This is a genomic window from Pseudoxanthomonas sp. GM95 (assembly GCF_900109775.1).
In the GTDB taxonomy this organism is placed as follows: Bacteria; Pseudomonadota; Gammaproteobacteria; order Xanthomonadales; family Xanthomonadaceae; genus Pseudoxanthomonas_A.
On the sequence record NZ_FOAX01000001.1, the window covers coordinates 33,471 to 56,731 of the forward strand.

Annotated in this window: 17 protein-coding genes; 7 read left to right on the forward strand and 10 right to left on the reverse strand. The window is 66.5% G+C overall.

Features of this window, described 5'->3' with window-relative positions; translation table 11 throughout:
• Positions 1 to 9: 9 nt before the first annotated feature.
• From BMZ17_RS00170 to BMZ17_RS00180, 3 genes are all read right to left on the reverse strand, one after another.
• Entirely contained in the window at positions 10 to 1,014 is a 1,005-nt protein-coding gene (locus BMZ17_RS00170) for an alpha-ketoacid dehydrogenase subunit beta (RefSeq protein ID WP_093137955.1), read from the reverse strand.
• A 46-nt stretch (positions 1,015 to 1,060) separates the two neighbouring features.
• Positions 1,061 to 2,146 carry a pyruvate dehydrogenase (acetyl-transferring) E1 component subunit alpha gene (gene pdhA, locus BMZ17_RS00175; protein WP_093137954.1) on the reverse strand — a complete coding sequence of 362 codons (1,086 nt, stop codon included), beginning with the start codon at positions 2,144 to 2,146 and terminating at the stop codon, positions 1,061 to 1,063.
• Between the two features lie 187 nt (positions 2,147 to 2,333).
• A complete protein-coding gene (locus tag BMZ17_RS00180; protein ID WP_093137956.1) occupies positions 2,334 to 5,870 on the reverse strand; it encodes a Calx-beta domain-containing protein in 3,537 nt (1,178 codons plus the stop codon).
• A 181-nt stretch (positions 5,871 to 6,051) separates the two neighbouring features.
• Here BMZ17_RS00180 and BMZ17_RS00185 point away from each other — a divergent pair, with 181 nt between their 5' ends.
• The gene (locus tag BMZ17_RS00185) at positions 6,052 to 6,921 is read left to right on the forward strand and encodes a tryptophan 2,3-dioxygenase (RefSeq protein WP_093133531.1); all 870 of its coding nucleotides are present in this window, start codon (positions 6,052 to 6,054) and stop codon (positions 6,919 to 6,921) included.
• A gap of 113 nt (positions 6,922 to 7,034) precedes the next feature.
• Positions 7,035 to 8,561 (forward strand): peptide MFS transporter, encoded by a 1,527-nt coding sequence (locus tag BMZ17_RS00190; protein WP_093133535.1) that lies wholly within the window; start codon positions 7,035 to 7,037, stop codon positions 8,559 to 8,561.
• A 72-nt stretch (positions 8,562 to 8,633) separates the two neighbouring features.
• On the opposite strand, the gene BMZ17_RS00195 is transcribed toward BMZ17_RS00190, so the two are convergent.
• Positions 8,634 to 9,173, reverse strand: a complete 540-nt coding sequence (locus BMZ17_RS00195) for a MarR family winged helix-turn-helix transcriptional regulator (RefSeq protein WP_093133539.1) — start codon at positions 9,171 to 9,173, stop codon at positions 8,634 to 8,636.
• Positions 9,174 to 9,251: 78 nt separating this feature from the next.
• Here BMZ17_RS00195 and hppD point away from each other — a divergent pair, with 78 nt between their 5' ends.
• From hppD to hmgA, 3 genes are read left to right on the forward strand one after another with little or no spacing between them, the layout of a single operon-like run.
• A complete protein-coding gene (hppD, locus tag BMZ17_RS00200; RefSeq protein ID WP_175485430.1) occupies positions 9,252 to 10,361 on the forward strand; it encodes a 4-hydroxyphenylpyruvate dioxygenase in 1,110 nt (369 codons plus the stop codon).
• Entirely contained in the window at positions 10,361 to 10,828 is a 468-nt protein-coding gene (locus BMZ17_RS00205) for a hypothetical protein (RefSeq protein WP_093133542.1), read from the forward strand. The genes hppD and BMZ17_RS00205 overlap by 1 nt, the downstream gene beginning before the upstream one ends.
• A gap of 16 nt (positions 10,829 to 10,844) precedes the next feature.
• Positions 10,845 to 12,146 carry a homogentisate 1,2-dioxygenase gene (gene hmgA, locus BMZ17_RS00210; protein ID WP_093133546.1) on the forward strand — a complete coding sequence of 434 codons (1,302 nt, stop codon included), beginning with the start codon at positions 10,845 to 10,847 and terminating at the stop codon, positions 12,144 to 12,146.
• A gap of 3 nt (positions 12,147 to 12,149) precedes the next feature.
• Here the strand turns inward: hmgA and BMZ17_RS00215 are convergent, their stop codons facing one another.
• Entirely contained in the window at positions 12,150 to 12,695 is a 546-nt protein-coding gene (locus tag BMZ17_RS00215; protein WP_093133550.1) for a hypothetical protein, read from the reverse strand.
• 159 nt (positions 12,696 to 12,854) lie between these two features.
• Between BMZ17_RS00215 and BMZ17_RS00220 the strand changes: the two genes are divergently transcribed.
• Positions 12,855 to 13,493 (forward strand): hypothetical protein, encoded by a 639-nt coding sequence (locus tag BMZ17_RS00220; RefSeq protein ID WP_093133554.1) that lies wholly within the window; start codon positions 12,855 to 12,857, stop codon positions 13,491 to 13,493.
• 70 nt (positions 13,494 to 13,563) lie between these two features.
• On the opposite strand, the gene BMZ17_RS00225 is transcribed toward BMZ17_RS00220, so the two are convergent.
• The 5 genes from BMZ17_RS00225 to BMZ17_RS00245 all read right to left on the reverse strand — a co-directional run bounded on the left by BMZ17_RS00225 (position 13,564) and on the right by BMZ17_RS00245 (position 19,767).
• Positions 13,564 to 14,856, reverse strand: a complete 1,293-nt coding sequence (locus BMZ17_RS00225; protein ID WP_093133559.1) for an APC family permease — start codon at positions 14,854 to 14,856, stop codon at positions 13,564 to 13,566.
• The gene (locus BMZ17_RS00230) at positions 14,853 to 15,656 is read right to left on the reverse strand and encodes a L,D-transpeptidase family protein (protein WP_093133564.1); all 804 of its coding nucleotides are present in this window, start codon (positions 15,654 to 15,656) and stop codon (positions 14,853 to 14,855) included. The genes BMZ17_RS00225 and BMZ17_RS00230 overlap by 4 nt, the downstream gene beginning before the upstream one ends.
• Positions 15,657 to 15,675: 19 nt before the next feature.
• A complete protein-coding gene (locus BMZ17_RS00235) occupies positions 15,676 to 16,527 on the reverse strand; it encodes a MurR/RpiR family transcriptional regulator (protein ID WP_093133568.1) in 852 nt (283 codons plus the stop codon).
• 682 nt (positions 16,528 to 17,209) lie between these two features.
• The gene (locus BMZ17_RS00240) at positions 17,210 to 18,307 is read right to left on the reverse strand and encodes a dipeptide epimerase (protein ID WP_093133572.1); all 1,098 of its coding nucleotides are present in this window, start codon (positions 18,305 to 18,307) and stop codon (positions 17,210 to 17,212) included.
• Positions 18,304 to 19,767: a C40 family peptidase gene (locus BMZ17_RS00245; RefSeq protein WP_254775152.1), complete on the reverse strand. Its 1,464-nt coding sequence runs from the start codon at positions 19,765 to 19,767 to the stop codon at positions 18,304 to 18,306. The genes BMZ17_RS00240 and BMZ17_RS00245 overlap by 4 nt, the downstream gene beginning before the upstream one ends.
• A gap of 451 nt (positions 19,768 to 20,218) precedes the next feature.
• Between BMZ17_RS00245 and BMZ17_RS00250 the strand changes: the two genes are divergently transcribed.
• Positions 20,219 to 23,116 carry a TonB-dependent receptor domain-containing protein gene (locus BMZ17_RS00250; RefSeq protein ID WP_093133577.1) on the forward strand — a complete coding sequence of 966 codons (2,898 nt, stop codon included), beginning with the start codon at positions 20,219 to 20,221 and terminating at the stop codon, positions 23,114 to 23,116.
• The last annotated feature ends 145 nt before the right edge of the window (positions 23,117 to 23,261 follow it).

Consider the following 23,261-nt stretch of genomic DNA (forward strand, 5'->3'; position numbering starts at 1 on the left):
GGCGGCGCCTCAGCCGCGGGCGAGGGTGCGCTTGGCCGCGGCGACCACGCGCTCGGCGCTGGGCAGGTACTTCATCTCCAGCCGGAACAGCGGCATGTGCGTGTCCGGGCCGGTGACGCGTTCCACCGGCGCCAGCAGGTCGTACATGCATTCCTCGGCCAGGCGCGCGGCGATCTCCGCGCCGAAACCCGCGGTGCGCGGCGCTTCGTGCACGATCACGCAACGGCCGGTCTTGGCCACCGATTCGGCGATGGTGTCGAAGTCCAGCGGGGTCAGCGTGGCCACGTCGATGACTTCGGCGCTGATGCCTTCGGCGGCCAGCGCATCGGCCGCTTCCAGCGTTTCCTTGACCTGCGCGCCCCAGCTGACCAGGGTCACGTCGGTGCCGTCGCGCAGGACGAAGCACACATCCAGCGGCAGCGCCTCGCCGTCATCGGGCACCAGTTCCTTGTACTGGCGATAGATGCGCTTGGGCTCGTAATAGATCACCGGGTCCGGCTCGCGGATCGCCGCCAGCAGCAAGCCGTAGGCGCGCTGCGGCGAGGACGGCAGCACCACGCGCAGGCCGGGCACGTTGGTGAACATCGATTCGTTGGCTTCGGAGTGGTGCTCCGGCGCACGGATGCCGCCGCCCCACGGCACGCGCAGCACCATCGGGCAGTGCAGGCGGCCACGGGTGCGATAGCGCATGCGTGCGGCGTGGCAGATCAGGTGATCGATCATCGGATAGACGAAGCCGTCGAACTGCGCCTCGGCCACCGGCTTCATGCCCTGCGCGGCCAGGCCGACGGTCAGGCCGGCGATGGTGGTTTCGTCCAGCGGCGTATCCAGGATGCGCTGCGAACCGAAGCGCTTCTGCAGGCCGGCAGTGGCGCGGAACACGCCGCCGTTGACGCCCACGTCCTCGCCCAGCACGACCACAGACGGATCGTGCGAGATCTCCCAGGCCAGCGCCTGGGTGATGGCTTCGATCAGGGTGATCGGCGTGGCGGTCGGGGTTTCATTGACAGTCATCGGCGCGGACTCCGACGCGGCGTCATGGCCGGCAGTGGGCTTGTGGTCATCCATGGCGCTGCTCCTGGTCGCGGGCGATCGCCTCGGCGCGCTGCTTGAGCAGCTCCGGCGGCGGATCGGCGTAGAGGTAATCGAACATCGCCTCCACCGGCTGCACCGGCGTGGACAGGTAGGCGTTGACCTCCTCGTCGACGCGATGGCCGCATTCTTCCTTCCACGCAGCTTCCTGCTGCTCGCTCCACAGGCCCTGCGCGGTCAGCCACGCGCGTATGCGCGGGATCGGATCGCGGTCCCAGGCGGCCTTCACTTCGGCCTCGTCGCGATAACGGCGCGCATCGTCGGCGGTGGTGTGGTCGGACAGGCGATAGGTGACGAACTCCAGCACCGTGCCGCCGCCACCGCTGCGCGCGCGCTGCATCGCCTGTTCCATCGCATCGAGTACGGCGATCAGGTCGTTGCCGTCCACCTGCAGGCAGAACAGCCCGCCGGCCAGGCCTTTCTGCGCCAGCGTCTGCGCGCCGGTCTGGGCCGAACGCGGCACCGAGATCGCCCAGCCGTTGTTGACCACGCCCAGCACCAACGGCAGCTGGTAGGCGCCGGCCGAATTGAGCGCCGCGTAGAAGTCAGTCTTGGACGAACCGCCATCGCCGCAGGTGCTCACCGCCACGCGGTCTTCGCCACGCAGCTTGAACGCCAGCGCCGCGCCGGAGGCATGCAGGCACTGGGTGGAAATCGGCACCGACCAGGCGAAATCGTGGCGCGCGCCGGGGAAATCATTGCCGCGCTCATCGCCGCCCCAGTACAGCAGCACGTCGCGCGGGCGCACGCCGCGCATGAACTGCGCGCCGTACTCGCGATAGCTGGGGGCGAACACGTCTTCCGGTCGCATCGACGCGCCGATGCCCACGTGTGTGGCCTCGTGGCCCAGGCAGCTGGCGTAGGTGCCCAGCTTGCCGGTGCGCTGCAGGGCGATGGCCTTGGTGTCGAAGACGCGGACGAACAGCATCTGCTTGAACAGTTCGACCAGGCGGGCCGTGTCCTTGGCCAGCTCCGGCAGCGCGCGTCCGTTGGAAGTGCCGTCCGGGTTGAGGTACTGCAGGTATTCGATCTGGAAACTGGCTGCCAGGGTCATGGCATCGTCGGTCTTGCGGAATGTGGACTTCATCATAGCCGCGCAATGGTAATGACCGAACCCCGGATTGCCTTCCTGCAGCGCAGCAGCAAGCGATTCCTTGCTCTGGCGTTCACACAAAAAAACGCGGCCCATCAAGGGCCGCGTCGTGGAGTGCCGGGATTTCGCCAGGCGATTTGTCGCGTAATTACTTCACTGCGGTGTTGAAACGCGCGGTGTTGTTGCCGGTGTTGGCTTCGCTTGACGCGGTCGACACAACCGCCTGCACGCTCACCGTGCTGCCGCGGCGTGCCGAACCGGTGCTGATCCACACCGGGAAGTTGGCCTTGGCGCCGTTGGCCATCGCCTTGCTGCCGGTGCAGCGGAACTGCATGTCGCGCAACGTGCCCTGGCGGCTGCAGCTCCAGCCCGAGGCCGGGTTGATCAGCGACAGGATGTTCATCGTGTTGCCGGAGATCACCACCACCGGCTTCTTCGCCGGCTGGCCGGCATTGGTCACGGTGACCACGTAACGGGTCAGCAACTGGTAGGCCTTGATGCTGGTCGGGCCGTCGATGGACGCGGCGATGTCGGCGGTCGGCGGGACGGTGATCGCGATGCTGGTCACGGCCTGGTTGTTGGCCGCATCAGGATCGAAGGTCTGCGCCGTGGCGGCCGCGGCCAGCGTGGCCTGGGTGCCGGACTGTGTGGCGACCGAAGTGGCGCGGATCGTGAAGCTGGCGCTGCCGCCGTTGTCCAGCGTGGCAGTGTTGCACGCCACCGAGGTCATGCCATCGGCGACCTGGGCGGTGTCGCAGCTCCAGCCGTTGGCCGCGGTGACGGCCATGTCCGGCAGTTCGCCGGCGATGGAGAAGCCCACGCCCGGGGCGGCGGCGGTGTCCGGACCGTTGTTGCGCACGGTGGCGGTGTAGACCAGGGCCTGGCCGGCGGTGACGCTGCCGGTGCTGGCCGACGCGGTCACGGCCAGGTCGGCCTTGGGCGCCAGTTCGAAGTAGGCCACCACCGGGTCATGGTCGGACAGGCGCGCCGGCGAGGTCGCATCGTTGCGGGCCACTTCCGGGAAGTCCGCGTTGATGCGCGCGTGGTCCATGCCGAATGCGGTGGTGGCTAGCACCAGCGCATCGTTGACCAGCACGTGGTCCAACGTCTGCGCGCTGCCGTCGTAGGTGTAGGAATAGTTCTGGCCGGCGGGCAGCAGTTCGCCCAGGTTGGTCAGGTCCGGGTTGACCAGGTCGGCGCCGTCCTCGGTGACGAGGGTCTGCGCATCCGGCGTAGGCGTGCCCATGACGGTGTTCATCGCATCGGCGTAGCCGTCGTTGAACGCGTAGGCGTTGAAATCGCCCAGCACGGTGATGCGGCGGTCTGGGTTCTCCGTTTGCATGCCCTGGATCAGGTTGGCCAGGAACACGGCCTGCGCCTGGCGCTTGGCGCGCACGCGGTCACCGGCGGCGTCGAGCGTGTCGGCGCCGTTGAGCGAGCGCTGGTGCACGGCGATCACGGTGATCGGGAAGCTGCGGCCATCGGCCCAGTGGACGATCGCATCCAGCGCCAGCGGCGGGCGGTCGTTGAGCAGGCTGGTGCTGCCCGACGGCTCGGTCCACAGCGTGTCCTTGCCATGCTGGGTGACGGCCGAGACGTCCACGCGCGCCACGCTGGCGCCGACCGTGGCGGTCTTGACCAGGAAGCCCACGTCGATGCCGCCGACGTCGTTGCCTTCCTGCAGGTATGGCACGTACTGCGGATCGGCCACGCCGGCGGCGACCGCATCGGCGTTCACCTTGTTGGCGACCTGCTGCAGGGTGGAGAGGTTCTCCATCTCCACCACGGCCAGGATGTCGGGCAGGTTGAGGTAATCGCGGATCGCCACCGAGGCCTTGGACAGACGCATCGCGAACGCGGCCTGGGTCAGCGTCGGCGCGCTGTTGCCATCGGCCGTGGTGTCGAAGAAGCGCTCCATGTTGTAGCCGGCGACGGTGAACTCATCGCTGTTGGCGGCGCGCGCCGGGGTCGGCGACATGCCGGCGATGGTGCCGATGGCCACGCTCGGATCGCGCACGATCACGTAGTGGCGGTAGCTGTAGTCCAGCGGGCCGGTCAGGCCGGTGATGACCGCGCCGGTGGTGACATCCAGCGCGGTGCTGCTGCCACCGATCGAATCGCTGTCGATGGTCAGCACTTCCGGGTTGCCGTCCCACTGCGGGATCTCGCCGCTGACCGGGGTCGGGGCTTCGACGCCGGCTTCGCGGAACGGCCGCGCGGTGTCGCCGATGACCGCATAGAACTGGCCATCGGTCGCGCCGGTGGCGCTGGTCTCGGTGGTATAGCCGCCGGTGGGGGCGACCACGCGCAGGCTCGGCACGGTAACGCGCATGCCTTCGAAGCGCTCCAGCTGGTCCAGCCCGCCATTGGCGGTGAGCATCGAGGCATCCAGCGGGATCGCCGCCGGCACGGCCTGGCCGCTGGACAGCAGGGCCACGGTGACGCCGCCGCTGAGTTCGGTCAGCGGACGCTGGTAGGGATCGGCGCTGGGGATGTATTCCTGCACCGTGCCCGAGACGCGCACCAGGTTGCCCACGGCCACCGCGGCCGACGGCGCCGAGCCGGTGTAGACGTAAATGCCTTCGGAGGTGGCCGGGTTGTTGTCCACCTCCGCATCGGGCGTCTGTAGCCAGAAGCCGGCGCCCTTCACCCCGGTCACCACGCCGGTGGTGAACACCAGCGCGCCGGCCATCGGCGAGCTGATGCCTGCGCCCTGGATATCGTGGATCGCAGTCAGCGAGATGTCGTCGTTGACGATCGTGCCGGTGGCCTTGGCCGAGCCCAGCAGCGCCTCGCCGACCAGGTTGGTCAGGGTGACGGTGAAGGTCTCGTCGGCTTCGGTCAGCGCATCGTCGATCAGGGTCACGGTGACCGTGGTGCTGGTCGCGCCCTCGGCAATCGTGGCGGTGCCGTTGGCGGCGACGTAATCGCTGCCGGCGTTGGCGGTGCCATCGGCCGTGGCCCAGTCCACCGTGATGCCACCGGCGGGCGCCGGCTGGGTCAGGGTGATGGTGAAGGTCAGCGGGCCGGCGCCTTCATCGCCCGAGGCATCGGCGATGGACAGCAGCGGCGTGCCGGCCGCGCCGCAGATCGAGCCGGCGGTGGCGCTGTTGCGCGGGTTCGGTGCGCCTGTGGCGAAGTCGCTGGCGTTGTTGTTGGTGTCGGTGCAGCCATCGCCAGCGCGCAGCACGGCCAGGGTGTTGCTCGGCGCGGGCGTGGCGCCGCTGCCTTCGAAACAGCTGGCGGTCGAGCCGAAGCCGACCAGGTCGACCATCCCCGTCGGGCAGGTGCCAGACAGCGCGGTCTGCGAGGCCGACAGCGCGACCTTGCCGGCCGTGCCGGACATGGCGATGCCGCCGCTGGCATCGGGCGTGGGCAGCGCCGTGGTGCCGCCGGAGCCCTTGCCTTCCTGCACCAGGTAATAGCCGCCCGGCGCGATGCTGCCGCTCAGCGCGGTGATCTGCCACGAACTACCGGTGGCGCTGGCGTATTGCACGCTGTAGCTGGACAGATCCACCGACGCGGTGCCGGTGTTGTGCAGCTCGATGAAGTCGTTGGTGAAGGTCGCGCCGCTGTTGCCGCCGCCGCCATAGACCTGGCTGATGACCACCTGGGCCTGCGCGGATGCCGCGCTCCCCAATCCCAATAATGCAAGCGCCACCAGGCGCGACAACCGCGTCGTCATCGACTGCTTCTCCATAGCTTTGTTTCGGGGGATGCGCGCCGGATCCCGAGCGCGAATTTCGACTATGAACGAATCCTGAGTAAATTGCATGACAGGTCATCGCGTGTCGCCGAGGGCGATTCCGGGCCCGCATCGGCACGACCGGCTACCATGCCGCTCCCTCGATGGCTTGGCGTGTTTCATGCAGATCCAGGACAACCAGCGGCCGCTGGAAGACGGCATCCACACCGACCTGGCAGGTCGCACGACCTATGGCGGCTATCTGCATCTGGACCGCCTGCTGTCGGCGCAGCAGCCGCTGTCGAGCCCTGCCCACCACGACGAGATGCTGTTCATCGTCCAGCACCAGGTGTCCGAGCTGTGGATGAAGCTGATGATCCACGAGCTGAGCGCGGCCATCGGCCACCTGCAGCGCGATGAGGTCTGGCAGACGCGCAAGGTGCTGGCGCGGGCCAAGCAGGTGCTACGCCAGCTGACCGAGCAATGGTCGGTGCTGGAAACGCTGACGCCCTCGGAATACATGGGCTTCCGCGATGTGCTGGGGCCCTCGTCGGGCTTCCAGTCGCTGCAGTACCGGCAGCTGGAATTCATGCTGGGCAACAAGAACGCGGCGATGCTGAAAGTGTTCTCGCATGATCCCTTCGGCCAGGAAGCCCTGCGCGGCGCGCTCAACGCACCCAGCCTGTACGAGGAATTCTTGCGTTACCTGGCACGCTTCGGCCACGCGGTGCCGGGCGAACACCTGGAGCGCGATTTCAGCCATGCGCATGTGCGCGACGAGGCGCTGCTGCCGGTGTTCGAACGCATCTATCAGGACACCGATCGCTACTGGCGCGAGTATTCGCTGGCCGAGGATTTCGTCGATCTGGAAACGCAGTTCCAGCTGTGGCGCTTCCGCCACATGCGCACGGTGATGCGGGTGATCGGCTTCAAGCGCGGCACCGGCGGCTCGTCCGGCGTGGGGTTCCTCAAGCAGGCGCTGGAGCTGGAGTTCTTCCCCGAGCTGTTCCAGGTGCGCACGGTGGTGGGCCTGACAACATCGTCAGCCTGAATCCGGGGGCAAATGGTTTCATTTGACGCAAAGGGCCGGCTGCGGCGATCCTTCGGCGTCCCCCTGGCGGGACATTTTTTTGTCTACGCACGATCCATAGGGGAATCTGACGCATGACCGTCGAGGCCAAGTCGCCCACGCTTGAACCCATCCCGCCGTTTTCCGGGGACCCGCCGAATTTCGGCAACCTGATGGGCCATCCGCGTCCCTTGTGGATGCTGTTCATGACCGAGTTCTGGGAGCGTTTTGCCTTCTACGGCATCCGCTGGGCGATGGTCCTGTACATCGTGGCGCAGTTCAAAGGCGGCGACCCCGCTGGCGAAAAAGACGCCAGCCATCTCTATGGCGCCTATCTGGCGCTGGTCTACGCGGCGGCGATCTTCGGTGGCTATATCGCCGACAAGCTGATCGGGTACCAGCGCGCCATCCTCACCGGCGCGGTGATCATGGCGGTGGGCCTGTTCATGCTGGCCGCGCCGACCGAGCCGCTGTTCAAGCTGGGCCTGGCCACGGTGATCGTGGGCAATGGCCTGTTCAAGCCGATCATCTCCACCCTGGTCGGCAAGATCTACCGGCAGGGCGACGAGCGGCGCGATTCCGGCTTCACCATCTTCTACATGGGCATCAACCTCGGCGCGATGGTCTCGCCGATCCTGACCCAGGCGCTGGCGCAGTACGTGTTCGGCAGCGATGGCATGCCGGCCTACAAGGTGGTGTTCATCACCTCGGCCATCGGCATGGTGCTGAGCTTCATCTGGTTCCTGTTCGGCCGCGCGGCGCTGCAGGGCATCGGCGAAGCGGAGGGCAAGCAGGCCAGCAATACGCGCTTGGCCGGCGTGATCGCGCTGAACCTGCTGATCGGCATCCCGATGTATTACGCGCTGCTGAGCATCGACGCGCAGATCCTCAACTGGATCCTGATGGCGTGCTTCATCGTGCCGGCGATCATGCTGGTGGTCGAAGGCATCCGCGAAGGCAGCATGGCGCGCGACAAGGTCTTCGCGATGCTGATCATCCTGGGCTTCAACGTGTTCTTCTGGTGCTTCTTCGAGCAGGCCGGCAGCAGCTTCACGTTCCTGGCCGACAAGGTGGTCAACCGCGACCTGGGCTTCATGGAATTCCCCAATGCCTGGTTCCAGTCGGTCAACTCGGTGGCGATCATCGTGCTGGCGCCGATCATTGCGTGGATCTGGGTGCGCATGGGCAAGAACAACCCGAGCATCCCGCGCAAGTTCAGCCTCGGCCTGATGTTCAACGGCCTGGCGTTCCTGCTGCTGATGTTCGCGCTGGCCAAGCTGGTCGAGCCGGTGACCGGCAAGATCCCGTTCTGGACGCTGTTCGCGGTGTACTGGATCCAGTCGATCGGCGAGCTGTGCCTGTCGCCGATCGGTTTGTCGATGACGACCAAGCTGGCGCCGGCGCGCCTGACCGGCTTCGCGATGGGCGCCTGGTTCCTGTCGGTGGCTATCGGCAACAACCTGGCCGGCCTGTTCGCGGGCGAAGCCAGCGGCGAAGGCGGCATGACCGTGGCCAGTGCCTACGGTGCCTACAGCCAGGGCTTCTGGATCCTGATGATCGCCGGTGCGGTACTGTTCCTGGTTTCGCCGCTGGTCAACAAGCTGATGCACGGCGTGAAGTAAGCGCCGGGCATTGGCCCACAAAAAACGCCGCGGATCTCCGCGGCGTTTTGCTGTGCGCGATGGGCGCGGGCGTCAGTCTTCGGATGGCTCGACCTGGGCCGAGGACACCGGGCTGACCGGTGCGTCCTTCAGGCCGGAGATCAGGCGATGCATGCCTTCGCCGCCCAGGCGCTCCATCAGGCGGTGCAGCTGGGCCAGTTCATCGGCTTCCAGCACCGAGAGCAGGCGGCGCTCGCACTCCAGCACCAGCGGGGCGACGGTGTCGTGCAGCGCCTGGCCCTTGGCCGACAGCGCCAATACCGAGCGTCGGCGATCGTCGCCGTGGATGTCGCGGCTGACCAGCTCGCGTTCCAGCAGGCGCGCGACCGCGCGACTGACGGCGACCTTGTCCATCGCGGTCTGCTCGGCCACTTCGCCCGCCGACAGGCCCGGGAAGCGCCCGAGCACGGCCATCGTGCGCCACTCGGTCATGACCAGGCCGAAGCGGCGGTAATACTCGGCCGAGATCGCCTGGCTGACGCGATTGGACAGCACGCTCAGCTGGTAGGGGACGAAGGTTTCCAGCTCCAAGGTGAGCGGCTGGGCGGGCGGCAAGGGGTCGGGCTGCTTCATGGTGCGCTGCGGCTTGTGTGCTGGTTTCAGGTGAAACTATGCTGCCGCCAGTTCCTTTGCAAGATGGGAGAGGTTTCCATGAGTGCCCAGCCCTCCATGCAGGCCCCCGGAATGGACGTGAAAGATGCCACGTTCGACAACCCGATGGGCATCGATGGCTTCGAATTTGTCGAGTTTGCCGCGCCGGCCGGCCAGGGCGGCCAGCTGCACGACTATTTCCGCCGGCTCGGCTTCACCCAGGTGGCCCGGCACAAGACCCGGGCGATCAGCACCTACCGGCAGAACGACTGCACCTTCCTGATCAACGAGGACCCGGACTCGTTCGCGGCCGACTTCGCGGCCCAGCACGGGCCGAGTGCCTGTGGCTTTGCGATCCGGGTCAACAAGCTGGCCGAATGGGCGCGCGTGCAGGCGCTCAAGAACGGCGCCGAGCAGATCGGCGAGCGCGAGCTGACCAAGGCCGTGGCCGCGCCGGTGATCAAGGGCATCGGCGGCTGCATGCTCTACATCGTCGACCGCTACGACAGCTCCGGCACCATCCATGACCCGGATTACGAATTCCTGGACGGCGTGGAGCGCATGCCCAAGGGCTTCGGCCTGACCTTCATCGACCACCTCACCCACAACCTCTATCCGGGGAACATGGCGCAGTGGGCCGATTACTACGAGCGCCTGTTCAACTTCCGCGAGATCCGCTACTTCGACATCAAGGGCGCCAAGACCGGCCTGCTGTCCAAGGCGATGACCGCGCCGGACGGCATGGTCCGCATCCCGCTCAACGAATCGCACGATCCCAAGTCGCAGATCAACGAATACCTGGACGCGTACAAGGGCGAGGGCATCCAGCACATTGCCTGCTTCACCGATGACATCTACACCACGGTCGAGGCGATGCGCGCGGCGGGGGTGGATTTCCTGGATACGCCGGACACGTATTTCGAGGTGATCGACCAGCGCATCCCCGACCATGGCGAAGACGTGCCGCGCCTGACCCGCAACAAGATCCTGATCGATGCGGACGTGGAGACGGGCCAGCGCAAGCTGCTGCAGATCTTCACCCAGAACGCGATCGGCCCGATCTTCTTCGAGATCATCCAGCGCAAGGGCAATGAGGGCTTCGGCGAGGGCAACTTCAAGGCCCTGTTCGAAAGCATCGAACGCGACCAGATGCGGCGTGGTGTGCTGTAGTGCCTTATCGCAGGCGGCTTCTTTTGCTTGCGCTTGCGGGCTTAAGCCTGCAGGCGATTGCGGGATCGACGAGTGATTCGTCCAAGCCTCTCAAGGCATCCATTGCTGCAGATCTGGACGGCGATGGGAAGGTTGATCGCGTCTCGTTGGAAGTCGTGAAGCATCAAGTCATCCTCGACGTTGCGATGGCAGGGAAAAAAACGTCGACTTACGCATTCCCGGAACAGGAATTTGGTTGCTCGCCTGTCAAATGGAGTGAGGATTGTGCCGGCAAGCAGGTCAGGATGACAGTTGCGAAAATCGACGCGGAATTCCGCAGAGATTTTGCATCCATGTTTGAGATCGAGACGACACATCTTTCTAGCCGGAGCGGCTCACACGCCGTCATGATCCCGCTTTCCGAAACGGACCCGATTTGGGTCTACTGGGATCCAGCGACCAAGGGCGTGGATTGGGCGCGCTTGTAGAAAAAGAGCCATCGAGATGACGACACAAGCCAGCTACATGACCGGCTTCGGCAATCACTTCGCCAGCGAGGCGATCGCGAGTGCGTTGCCGATCGGGCGCAATGCGCCGCAGCAGGTCGCGTTCGGGCTGTATGCAGAGCAGCTGTCGGGCACGGCGTTTACCGCGCCGCGTGGTGAGAACCGGCGGAGCTGGCTGTATCGCATTCGTCCGGCGGCGATGCATGGCACGTTCGCGCCCTTTGAGGGTGCGAAGGGGTTCCATAACGTGTTCGGCGATGGGCCGGTAAGCCCGGACCAGCTGCGCTGGTCACCGCTGCCGTTGCCCGAAACGCCGACCGACTTCATCGAAGGCCTGGTGACGATGGCCGGCAATGGCTCGGCCGAAGGCCAGCATGGCGTCGGCGTGCATCTGTATGCGGCCAATCGCGACATGGCCGGCCGCTGGTTCTACGACGCCGATGCCGAGCTATTGATCGTGCCGCAGCTGGGGCGGCTGCGGATCGCCACCGAGTTTGGGGTGATCGAGCTCGAGCCACAGCAGGTTGCGGTGATTCCGCGCGGCGTGCGCTTTGCGGTGACGCTGCCCGATGACCAGGCGCGTGGCTATGTGTGCGAGAACTTCGGCGCGCTGCTGCGCCTGCCGGAGCTGGGGCCGATCGGTGCGAACGGCCTGGCCAATCCGCGCGATTTTGAAACGCCAGTCGCCGCGTATGAAGACACCGAGGGCGACTTCGAGTTGATCGCCAAGTTCCAGGGCCATCTGTGGCGCGCCGCGATCGGACACAGTCCACTGGACGTGGTGGCCTGGCATGGCAACGACGCGCCGTGCCGCTACGACCTGCGCCGCTTCAACGTGATCGGTTCGATCAGCTTCGATCATCCCGATCCGTCGATCTTCACCGTGCTGACCTCGCCCAGCGACACGCCGGGCACGGCCAACCTGGATTTCGTGATCTTCCCGCCGCGCTGGCTGGTGGCGCAGGACACGTTCCGGCCGCCGTGGTTCCATCGCAACGTGGCCAGCGAATTCATGGGCCTGGTGCACGGCGCCTACGACGCCAAGGCCGAAGGCTTCGCGCCCGGCGGCGCATCGCTGCACAACGGCATGAGCGGGCACGGGCCGGATGCGGCGACGTTCGAGAAAGCCTCGCACGCCGATCTGTCCAAGCCGGACGTCATCACCGACACGATGGCCTTCATGTTCGAAACGCGTGCGGTGCTGCGGCCGACCCGGCAGGCGATGGATGCGCCGTGGCGTCAGCGCGATTATCAGCAGTGCTGGGCGGGCTTGAAGCGCAACTTCCAGCCGCCGCGCTGAAGCTCAGGCTTCCAGCGCCTGGCCCAGGCGCGCGAGCGCTGGCAAGTGTTCCTCGGGCAGCACTTCACTGAGGCGGGTCTGCACGCGTTGGGCGTAGCCGGGCGAGGTGAGCTGCGGCAGCAGCGCGAGCGCTTCGAGCATGACCTCGACCGCGGCGTGTTCCTCGGTGGTGCGATGCAGCTGCTGGTGCAGGCGCTGGGCGGCCGGGTCACGCTGCAGTTCCAGCATGCCGAGCAGATAGAGTCGCGCCGCGACCAGCGAGCGCCGATGTGAAGGCGCGCGTGCGGCAGGCGCCGGTGCAGGAACGACGGGCGCAGGTGCGGGCGTGGCCAGCGCTTCGTGCAGGGTGCGCTCGGCATCCAGGGTCAGGTAGCCGTCGCGGATCAGCGTGGTGACGTGGGCGGCGGTTTCCGGCCCCAGCATCTGGCTGAGTTCGGCCAGCGAGCGCTGGCCGTCGGCCATGATCAACACCCGGCGCTGGCGCATGTCCAAGCCCGCACGATGGGTCTGCAGGGCCGTGTGGGCCAGGGCGGTCTTGCGCGGTTGCATGGCGGCGGATCGGGGAGGCTCGCGCCAGCGTTACCGCTGACTGTGAAACGGCCGTGACACAGCGATGCCTTTCGGCGCAAGCCGTGCACTGGCGCAGGTTTTCGCTGGATTCACGCACGCCGGCTAGGCTGGCGGTCTTGAATTGCTGGAGGTTCCACCATGAGCAAAGTCCTGCTGCCCCTGACGGCCGCGCTGCTGGTCGCGTTGTCGGCCTGCAAACCCGCCGATGCGCCGCCGGCGCCCGCCGACAGCACGCCGCCGACCGCAAGCGCGCCCGCCGCGAGTACGCCCGCGACGTCCGAACCGGCCTCGCTGCCCGAGCCGGGCGAAGCGTCCGGCCCGGCCGCTTCCACGCAGCTGGCCAGCTTCACCGGCTACGGCGACCTCAAGTTGGGCAGCACGGCCGACGCCGCCAGGCAGGCCTGGGGCGGCGAGCTCAACAGCAGCACGCCCTCCGAAGCCGGCGCCTGCTACCAGCTGACGCCCAAGTGGGCCACCGACAAGGCCGATGTGGCCTTCATGATCGAGGGCGATCATTTCGTCCGCTACGACGTGACCACGTCCAAGGAAACCGCGCCCGACGGCGGCAAGGTCGGCATGACCGAAGCCGAGTTGCGCGCGTTGTACGGCGCCAAGCTGCAGGCCATTCCGCACAAGTACGTGGAAGGCGGCAAGTACCTGAGCGTGGAAGCCCCGGGCGGCACCAAGCTGGTGTTCGAGACCGATGCCGAAGGCAAGGTCACCAGCTGGCGCGTCGGCCTGCCGCCGCAGATCGATTACGTGGAAGGCTGCGCTTGATCGCCTATCCGGGCGATGCAGGAAAGAAGAAGGCGCCAAACGGCGCCTTCTTCATCTGCGGGATCCATCCTCAAACCTTGCGCGGGAACTTGTAGATCACCGTGCCCACCACGATCGCCGCGCCCACCGCCAGCAGGTTGTCCACGCTGGCGCTGCATAGCAGGCCCAGAGTCAGCAGCAGGGCCAGGATCGGGATCAGCGGACCGCCGGGCAGGCGCAGGGCGTTGGGGTTGTCGCGATGGCGTCGCGCCAGCACCAGCACTGCCGCTGCGGTGCCGATGTAAGCGAGCAAGCGGGTGACCATCGACAGCAGCGCCAGGTTCTCGAACGAGCCCGACAGCGCCAGCGCCACCGAGAGCACGCCCTGGACGATGATCGCTGCGGCCGGCGTGTGGAAGCGCGGATGCACGCGCGCGATGAACTTCGGCCCGAAGCCGTCCTGCGCCAACGCGAACAGGAAGCGCGGCCCCAGCATCACCGTGTTGCTGGTGGTGCCCAGGATCGAGATCACCGCGCCGACGGTGAGGATCAGCGCCAGGCCTTCGCCGCCGAAACGGCTGGCGGCATCGGCCAACGGCGTCGCCGAATCCGCCAGGCCGGGCAGGGTGCCCATCGCCACCACCTGCACCGCGGCGTAGATCAACGTCACCAGCGTGATCATCGTGATCAACGCGAACGGCACGTCGCGGCGCGGATTGCGGAATTCGCCGGCGGCGGCCGGGATGTTCTCGAAGCCGGCGTAAGCGAACAGCAACAGCAGCGCGGCCTGGCCCAGGTTGGGCAGGTCGGTCAGGTTGGGCGCGGTGCCGGCGAAGGCCAGGTGCCAGTCCATGAAGCACAGGCCGATCACGACGAACAACAGCAGCGGCACCAGCTTGCCGATCACCAGCGCCACGCCGGTGCGCGCGGCCGAGCGCACGCCGATGACGTTGATCGCCGTCAGCAGCGTGAGCGAGCCGACCACCACCAACAGCCGGCCCGCGCCGGTCGCCGCATACGGCCAGAACCGCGACACCGCATCGGCCAAGCCATTGCCCAACGCGGCGGCCGAGCTGATGCGCGTCAGCCAGATCATCCAGCCGACCTGGAAGCCCGCGTAGCGGCCGAACGCCTCGCGCGCATACAGATAGCTACCGCCGGGCTGGTCGAAATAGCTGGCCGCCTGCGCGTAGCACAGCACCAGCAGGGCCACCGCCACGCCGGCCAGCAGCACCGCCCACAAACTCAGCGGGCCCATCAACGCGACGGTCGCCGCCGGCAGCAGGTAGATGCCGCTGCCGATGACGTCGTTGATCGACAGGCCGACGATCTGCCAGCGGCTGACCGCGCGCACGAGCTGGCCGTCCTGCGGCGCGGCGCTCAACGCAGCGTTCCGGCGGTCAGCAGCGGCAGCGACCAGGCGTGCTGCAGGCGGATGTATTCGGTCTTGGGCAACAGCACGAACAGCGGCTGCTTTTTCGGATCCAGCCAGGCCTGCAGCGCTTCCATATTGGCCGGTGCCATCGCCGTGCAGCCGGCGGTCGCCTCCCCTGGCGTGCGCCACAGGTGGGCGAAGATGCAGCTGCCGCGTCCGGGCGTGGCGCTGGCGTTGTGCTGGATCACGAAGCCTTGGCGATACCGCACGTCGCCGTCGTTGTGCAGGTCCAGGCGCATGTGCTCGCTGACGCCTTCCACGCCGAGCGCACCGACGTCCTTCTCGTCCACGATCTGGTTGTAGAACGGCGAATTGGGTACGTCGATGCACCAGTTCGAGGCCTGCATTTGCTGGTACTTGAGCTTGGTGCTGACCGATGGCGCATAACCGAAGGCCTCGCCGATGCCGTAGATGCCGGCCGGGCTGCGACCGTCGCCTTCGCGCTTCTGCGGGCCGGCTTTCTGCGCGGGGAACAGGCCCTCACCCCAGGCGCTGCCGCTTTTGCCGATTGCCACGGCGAAGGCGTCGCCGGCCGGCTTCCAGTCCTTGCCCTGGCGCACGTAGGTCTGCAGGCGGCCCTGGGTGTCGTCCCAACCGCTGGTGGTGACCACGACCAGCTGCTGCGCCTGCTGCATCGGCGCCAGCGCGGCAGGCGCCTTTTTTGCCAGGGCCGGCGTGGCCGCCAGCACCGCGGCCAGCAGCAGCCAGCGCGTCGGGTGAAGTGAGGCTGGTCGTGCAGGCAGGAACATGGTCACTCCACGGGAAAGGTCAGGAATCGAGCAGGTGCTGGACCCGCTCCAGGTTCACCGCCAGCTGGCGCTCGCGATCCGGGTTGGTCTGGCACAGCAATACAAACACGAAATCCAGCAGGGATTGCAGCGATGCGCGATACAGCAGTTGCGCGATATGCGGCGCCGGGTCGTGCGCGGACACCACCAGCGCCGCATCGGCATGCGCCCGCAGCGGGTTGGCGGTATGGCGGGTGATCGACACGGTCCAGCCGCCGGCATCCTGGAACTGCCGTGAGATCTGCGACAGCTGCGGCAGCTTGCCGAACTCGGAAAACACGATCAGCACATCGCCCGGCCGCGCGGCCGAGACGTTGGTCATCATCAGGATCGAGTCGGCGTGATGCACGGTGAGTACGCCCAGCAGCGACAGCCGCATCGCGAACTCGCGCGCAAACAGCCCGTCATCGCCCAACCCGCACACGAACACCTTCTGCGCCTGGTCAATGCGCGCCACGATCTGCTCGATCAGGGAACGTGGATTGAGCAGGCGGGTTTCTTCTTCGGCTGCGGCCTTGCTGCGGCGCACGCTGTCCTGCAGCTGCGCGTAAGCATCGCCTATGGCCTGGGGCGCGTCGGGCGAGGCCGGTTGCGGTCCACCCCCACGCGCCAACGCCTGGCCGACGGAATATTTCAGGTCGGGATAGCCCTTGAAGCCGAGCTTCTGGCTGAACTTCACCACCGACGACTGGCTGATGCCCAGCGCACTGGCGAGCTGCTGCGAGGAGTAGTCGCGCAGCAGATGCGCGTTTTCCAGGATGTAGTCCGCGATGCGGCGCTCGATCGCGGACATCGCCTCACGCTCGGAGCGGATCTTGACCAGGGGCGGCATGGGGTCGTGATCTCCGCGAGGCATCAGGCGGGATGCCTGCAGGTGCTGCAGCTTTTGCTGTTGGCTTCACCGGGTCCCCATCCGCAGCGGCGCCGCCGATGGGTCAAACCCTGCAAGGGCGGCGTGCATGGATGCACGCCGTTTTTCGACGGCACAGGATGTGCTTTCGAAAAATTCCTATCGGTGGCGCGAACCCGGAGCGCAGCGCAGGGCGCGAGGCCTGGGGTGTGCTTTCTTTGGCCCACGTTTCTTTGCACAAGCAAAGAAAGGTGGGTCGTGCCCCGGAGGGGCGCGAAAGCCTTTACCTGATCATTTGCGCGCGGCACGCGCGAGTTGCCGTCGGGGGAGAGGAAGCGAAAGCGTTTCACGCCCTGTCGGGCGCGAGTCACTTTTCTTTGCTCGTGCAAAGAAAAGATAACCAAAAGAAAGCACGCCCTGCCTCCGCGCCTTGCGCGCTGCGCGCGCAAGGTCCGCGCACCAGACGGGAATTTTCCGATGGCACATCCTGTGCCGTCGGAAAACGTCGCGAATCCCTGCGCGCCGCCCCTGCGGGGTTTGGCCCGTCCGGCACGCCGCTGCGGAAGGGACCCGAGAAAATCCGAAGCGCGAGCAAAAGCTGGAGCAACAGCAACAAAAGGCCGCGCGGCTGCGTCATGCATCGCCATGCCAGCCCGATACGCCATCACGGCGACAACATCTCCAGCCCACGAATCTCCTGGATGCCCAACCCGGGTGCATCCGGGATGCTGATCTCCGACTCGTTGAACAGCACCCCGCCCACGACCGGATTGAACTGGCCCAGCGACGGACCGTCCAGGTCGATCTTGGTGATGACGTTCGACTTGGCCACAGCCACGTGCACCGCGGCGGCGACGCTGATCGAGGATTCGATCATGCAGCCGATCATGCAGTCCACGCCGTACAGCGCGGCGATGTCGGCGATGCGGATCGCGTTGGAAATGCCGCCGGTCTTCATCAGTTTGATGTTGATGATGTCGGCCGCGCGCAGCTTGATCAGGTCGAATACCTGTTGCGGGGCGAACACGCTTTCGTCGGCCATCACCGGGGTGTTGACCCGGTCGGTGACGTACTTGAGACCCTCGATGTCGGCCGCTTTGACCGGCTGTTCCAGCAGTTCCAGTACCACGCCGGCGTCTTCGAGCTTCTGCATCGCATAGACAGCTTGCTTGGCGGTCCAGCCCTGGTTGGCGTCCAGGCGCAGCAGGGCACGGCCTTCGACCGCGGCGTGGATCGCCTTGACCCGCTCGATGTCCAGCCCCAGGTCCTTGCCGACCTTGATCTTGAGCGATTCGAAGCCGCGGTCCAGCGCCGAGAGCGAGTCGGACACCATCTTGTCGATGTAGTCCACGCTGATGGTGATATCGGTGGTGATCACCGGATCGCCGCCACCGAGCAGCTGGTACAGCGGCGCGCCGTACAGCTGCGCCCACAGGTCGTACAGGGCGATCTCCACCGCGGCCTTGGCACTGGTGTTGCGCTCCATCGACGACTGCACCAGCCCGGTGAGATGGTTGAGGTTGGCGATGTCCTGGCCGATCAGGCGCGGTTTGATGAAGGTGTCGATGGCCGCGATGATCGAGCCGAGCGTGTCGCCGGTGATCACCGCGGTGGCGGCCGCTTCGCCGTAGCCGGTGTGGCCGGTGTCGGTGCGGATCAGTACCACCACGTCCTCGACCGTATCGACGGTGCGCAGCGCGGTCTTGAACGGCGTCTTCAGCGGGACACGCAGCATGCCCAGCTGGATATCGGTGATCTTCATTTGGCCTGTTTGTGGGTCGCGCGCGGCGGACGCACGCGCTGGATGTTGGTGATGCGATCGATGTAGCTGACGGTGTCGCTGGCCAGCATCGGTTCGAGCGGGGTAACCGACACGCCATTGAGGTGCCCGGCCACGCGCTTGCCATCGGCATCGGCCCAGCCGCCACCGGCGGTGTCGTGGATGACGTAAGTCAGGCCGTTGGCCTTGCCGATCACCACCATCACGTGGCCGGGGATGTAGACCATGTCGCCCAGCGCCAGCTGCTTGACCGCATTCGTGCGCTTGCTGTCGGCGTCGCTTTCGGCGAAAGCAATGCGATCCAGCGCCGGGCTGACCGCCTGCTGCGAGGTGTTGCGCGGCAGCAGCACACCGAAGCTGCGGTAGATCTCGGAGGTGAAGCCGCTGCAGTCGCGCGCATCGTAGGAATGGCCCCAGCCATAGCGTTCGCCCAGGAACTTGAACGCCTGGCTGAGGAAATTGCGCGGCGTCAGCGGCAGGTAATCGGCGGCCGTATCGGCGGTGCGCGGCAGCAGCGCCGGCACCAGTTGCAGCGCGCCACTGGCATCGCGGACCGGCAGCTGGATCACCCAGGACGTGTAGGGCATCTGGCCGTTGACCGGCGCGCTGGGCGTCCAGTCGGCCAGCACCGGCACGCGCACGCCCATGTCCAGCTGCAGCTGCGAGACCTGCGGCTGTTCGGGCGTGAACACCGTGGTCGCGGTCGCGCCGATGACGACGCGATACGGGCCGCGTGCGCCGTAGTCGAAGACCTGTTGCGCGCTGCCGATGCCGACATGGCGTTTTTCGATCCAGGCGCTGTAGCGCTCGCTGGTGACGAATAGCCATTGGCCGTCGCGGCTTTCGTGCAGCACCGCGACCGCATCGCCGGGGAACAGCGCGCTTTCCTGGAAGCGGTCGATGTCGTGGTCGTCGGTGGTGCTGAAGACCCGCTGCGCGGTGGGGAAGGTGCGCAGGTCGGCGCGATGGGTCACCAGGCCGTAGCGCACCGGCGTGCTATCGGCGATGGCGTCCAGCGCCAGGCTGTCGTGCAAGGCGTCCAGCGCCTTCGCGTCGAGCATCTGCCCATCGAGGGCGTACAGCGTGCGCTTGGGCGTGGAGGACAACGCCTGGATGTCCTTGTCGATTGCCGCGCGCGGCAGCTGCGCGGGCAGGGCGCGCAGGTCGTGTATCGCCGGGTCCTGCGCGCGCATCCGCGCGTTCTGCGCGGCGATACCGGCGCGGTCCAGCAGCACGCGGTCGGGATGCGCCTGCTGGCGCGTCCAGTAGGCGGCGGTGAGCTTGGGCGGATCGACGCCGACCACGCCGGTGACCGGATCGATCGGGACCTGTGGCGCGACTACGCGTGCGGCGACGTGGCCCGCAGCGAAGGCCAGCCACAGCGCGAGCATGGTCGTGGCCAAGAGGCGCGGCGCATGGCGATGGCGCTGCGTGGGCGCCATGCGGCGCACAGGGCGAAGTCCGGGAAAGCTGGGCATGGGAGGAATAGTTATTCCATTGAATCGCAAAATCAAGAATAAATTATTGACCCACATTGTGAGCCCGTGTTACACCGATGTTGCGGGGCATGTCATGCATCCGCCAAGCGTGGCGGGGGATGCGCCACGCGGCAAGCAACATCCACCTTCGCATCGGCATTCGATGTCCGGCAGGTGCTCCCGTTGACCGCATGTCGCATCGCGTCTTTGCGACGGTCCGGACGAGCGCAGGCACGCCGGCGCTGGCGAAGGGGCAAACGCCGCTGGGCAGTCGATGGACCCACGGCGCGCCACACACCGGAAGGACCCGGTGCGGGCCGTGGTACGCGTGCTGCGTGTCATGCCGGAGGGGAGCCGGCGACGCGCGTGGCACGCGACAGGTGCAGTCAGGAATCCACCCGCCAGGAGCGCAGCCATGCCCGTTCAAACGTCCTTCTTCCCCAAGCGCACCACCTTGTCGCTCGCGCTGCTCGCCTCGCTGTGCGTGCCGCTGGCCGCCGCGGCGCAATCGGTCGAACAGGCCGCGCCCGATGCCGACACCACGACCAAGCAGCTGGACAAGGTCAGCGTCACCGGCTCGCGCATCAAGCGCACCGACATCGAGACCGCGCTGCCGATCACGGTGATCAAGCGGCAGGAGATCGATGCGCAGGGCATCAGCTCGGCCGAGCAGCTGATGAGCTACCTCAACATCTCCGGCAACGGCTCGGACAACCTGGCCAGCAACGTCGGCATCGTCTCGGGCGTGGACCAGCGCGGCAACAACGGTGTGTCCGGCGCGGACCTGCGCGGGCAGGGCGCCGATGCGACCCTGGTGCTGCTCAACGGCCGGCGCGTGGCCGCGCATGGCCTCAAGGGCCGCGTGGTCGACCTCAACTCGATTCCCTTCGCCGCGATCGAGCGCGTGGAAGTGCTGCGCGACGGCGCCTCGGCGATCTACGGCACCGACGCCATCGGCGGCGTCATCAACTTCATCACCAAGTCCGATTACCAGGGCGTGGAAGTGTCCGGTTTCACCGACACCACCGAGGACGGCGGCGGCAACATCTATCGCGGCAACCTGCTGGTCGGCGGTGGTGACCTGGATACCGACGGCTGGAATGCCTTCGCCAGCGTCAGCTACAAGAAGAGCGAGATCCTGCGCGGCACCGATCGCGATTTCTCCAATGCGTTCAAGCCCGATCGCGGCCTGTCGCCGGATACGCGCGGCACGCCGTACGCGACGGTGGCCAACCGCGCCGGCACGCTGATCGGCAACGGCGTGGTCGATCCATCCGATGGCTCGACCCAGCAGTACATCAATCCACTCGACCTGCCGGGCGCGGCCGGCTGCGAGACCGGCAGCGGCAACGGCCTGATGGGCCCGTACGACAACGTGCTGTGGGGCGTGAGTTCGGCGCGCTATGCGTGCTCGTACGACTACCCGGCCGCAGCGGTGATCCAGCAGCCGGTGGAGAGCAAGGACATCATCGGCCGGGCCACGTTCAAGATCTCCGACCAGCACCGGATGTTCGTCGAGTTCACCGGTTCGGAAGTGGACGTGGAAAAGAGCTTCGAGCCTTACCAGATCTCGCCGGGCACCACCTTCGATGCGAGCACGTTCTACCCCAGCACCGGCGCGGCCTACGATGGCGTGTACAACGCACTGGCGTCGTACTTCGGCGCCGGCCAGCTGACCTACGGCGCGCCGATCGCCTACCGCTGGCGCTGCGTGGCCTGCGGCCCGCGCCAGATCTCCACCAACACCAAGTCCTATCGCGTGCTGCTGGGCTTCGAAGGCGAGATCGGCAGCTGGGACTACAACGCCGGCCTGTCGCGTGCGTCCAGCAAGTCTACCTCCCGGCTGGGCAGCGGCTACTACTACACCGAGCAGCTGCGCGAAGTGCTGGGCAGCGGCCTGCTCAATCCGTTCCTCCTGCCCGGCGAATCGCAGACTCCTGAAGCGATGGCGGCTCTGGCCGACGCGTCGGCGGCCGGCACCGATCTGTACGGTGGCGAGTCGATCATGACCAGCCTCGATGCCAGCGTCTCCGGCGGCCTGGGCTTCAGCCTGCCTGGCGGCGAAGTGCAGCTGGCCACCGGTATCGACCTGCGCCGCGAGGAGTACAAGTTCGGCGGCAACGTCGCGGCCGAAGGCACGGTCGATGACCTCTATGACGGCATCTACCTGGCGCCGTTCGACAACGGCAACATCCTGCAGAACGTCAGCCGCGACACCAAGGCCGTCTACGCCGAGCTGTACCTGCCGCTGCTGGACACGCTGGACCTGACCCTGGCCGAACGCTACGACCATTACGAGGGCTTCGGCGGCACCGCCAACCCGAAGATCTCCTTCAAGTGGCAGCCGATCGACATGCTGGCCTTCCGCGGCGCCTACAGCACCGGCTTCAAGGTACCGACCTTCAACCAGATGTACTACGGCACCTCCGAGAGCCCGTACACCGGCCTGGACCTGGCCGATCCTGCGACCTGCCCCGGCGGCGTGGCCACGCCGAACGTGGCCGGCTGCGAAGCGATCCAGCCCAACCTGCTCACCGGCGGCAAGAAGGACCTGGATCCGGAAGAGTCTCGGCAGAAGTCGCTGGGCGTGGTCATCGCGCCGGTGGACTGGTTCAACATGAGCGTGGACTGGTGGGAGATCAAGCGCGAGAAGACCATCCGCGCCGGCGTGGACATCGACACGCTGGTGGCCAACTACGACACCTTCGCCGCCAATTTCATCCGCGACGACGCCGGCAACATCACCGCCATCGACCAGCGTTACGTCAACTCCGGCGGCAGCCTGATGCGCGGCATCGAGACCGACATCAACGTCGCCTTCGATGACGTGCTGGGTGGCGACTGGCGCGTGCACCTCAACGGCAGTTACCTAGATACCTATCGCACCAAGGACCTGGACACGCTGCCCTACACCGACAACCTGGTCGGCGACTACGTGCGCTACTACAGCCTGCCGATCCGCTGGAAGCACACCCTGAGCCTGAGTTACCTGCGCGGCGACTGGTCGCACACGCTCACCCAGATCTATCGCGCCGGCTACAAGGACGAAGAGCCGGTCAGCGTACGCAACGGCACCTACATCCCGTCCAACTGGGATCCGGATGTCGACAGCGACACGACCTACAACTACAGCCTGACCTACAAGGGCTTCGACAAGCTCGGGCTGACCTTCGGGATCAAGAACCTGTTCAACACCGATCCGCCGTTCACCGCGCACATGAACGACTACGCGGCCGGCGCCGGCTGGGAGCCGCGCGTGGCCGACCCGCGCGGTCGCGCCTACACGCTGCAGGTGTCGTACAAGTTCCGCTGATCGCGCTCGCCCACGTGCCGCGCTTGTGCGGCACGATGGCGACTGGCTTCGACGCTTGGTTGTCCTGATATGCCCGTGACACTTCAACGCCTTCATTTCCCCCTGCGCGGCCTGGCTGCGGCGCTGCTGCTGGCCGGGGCGTTTG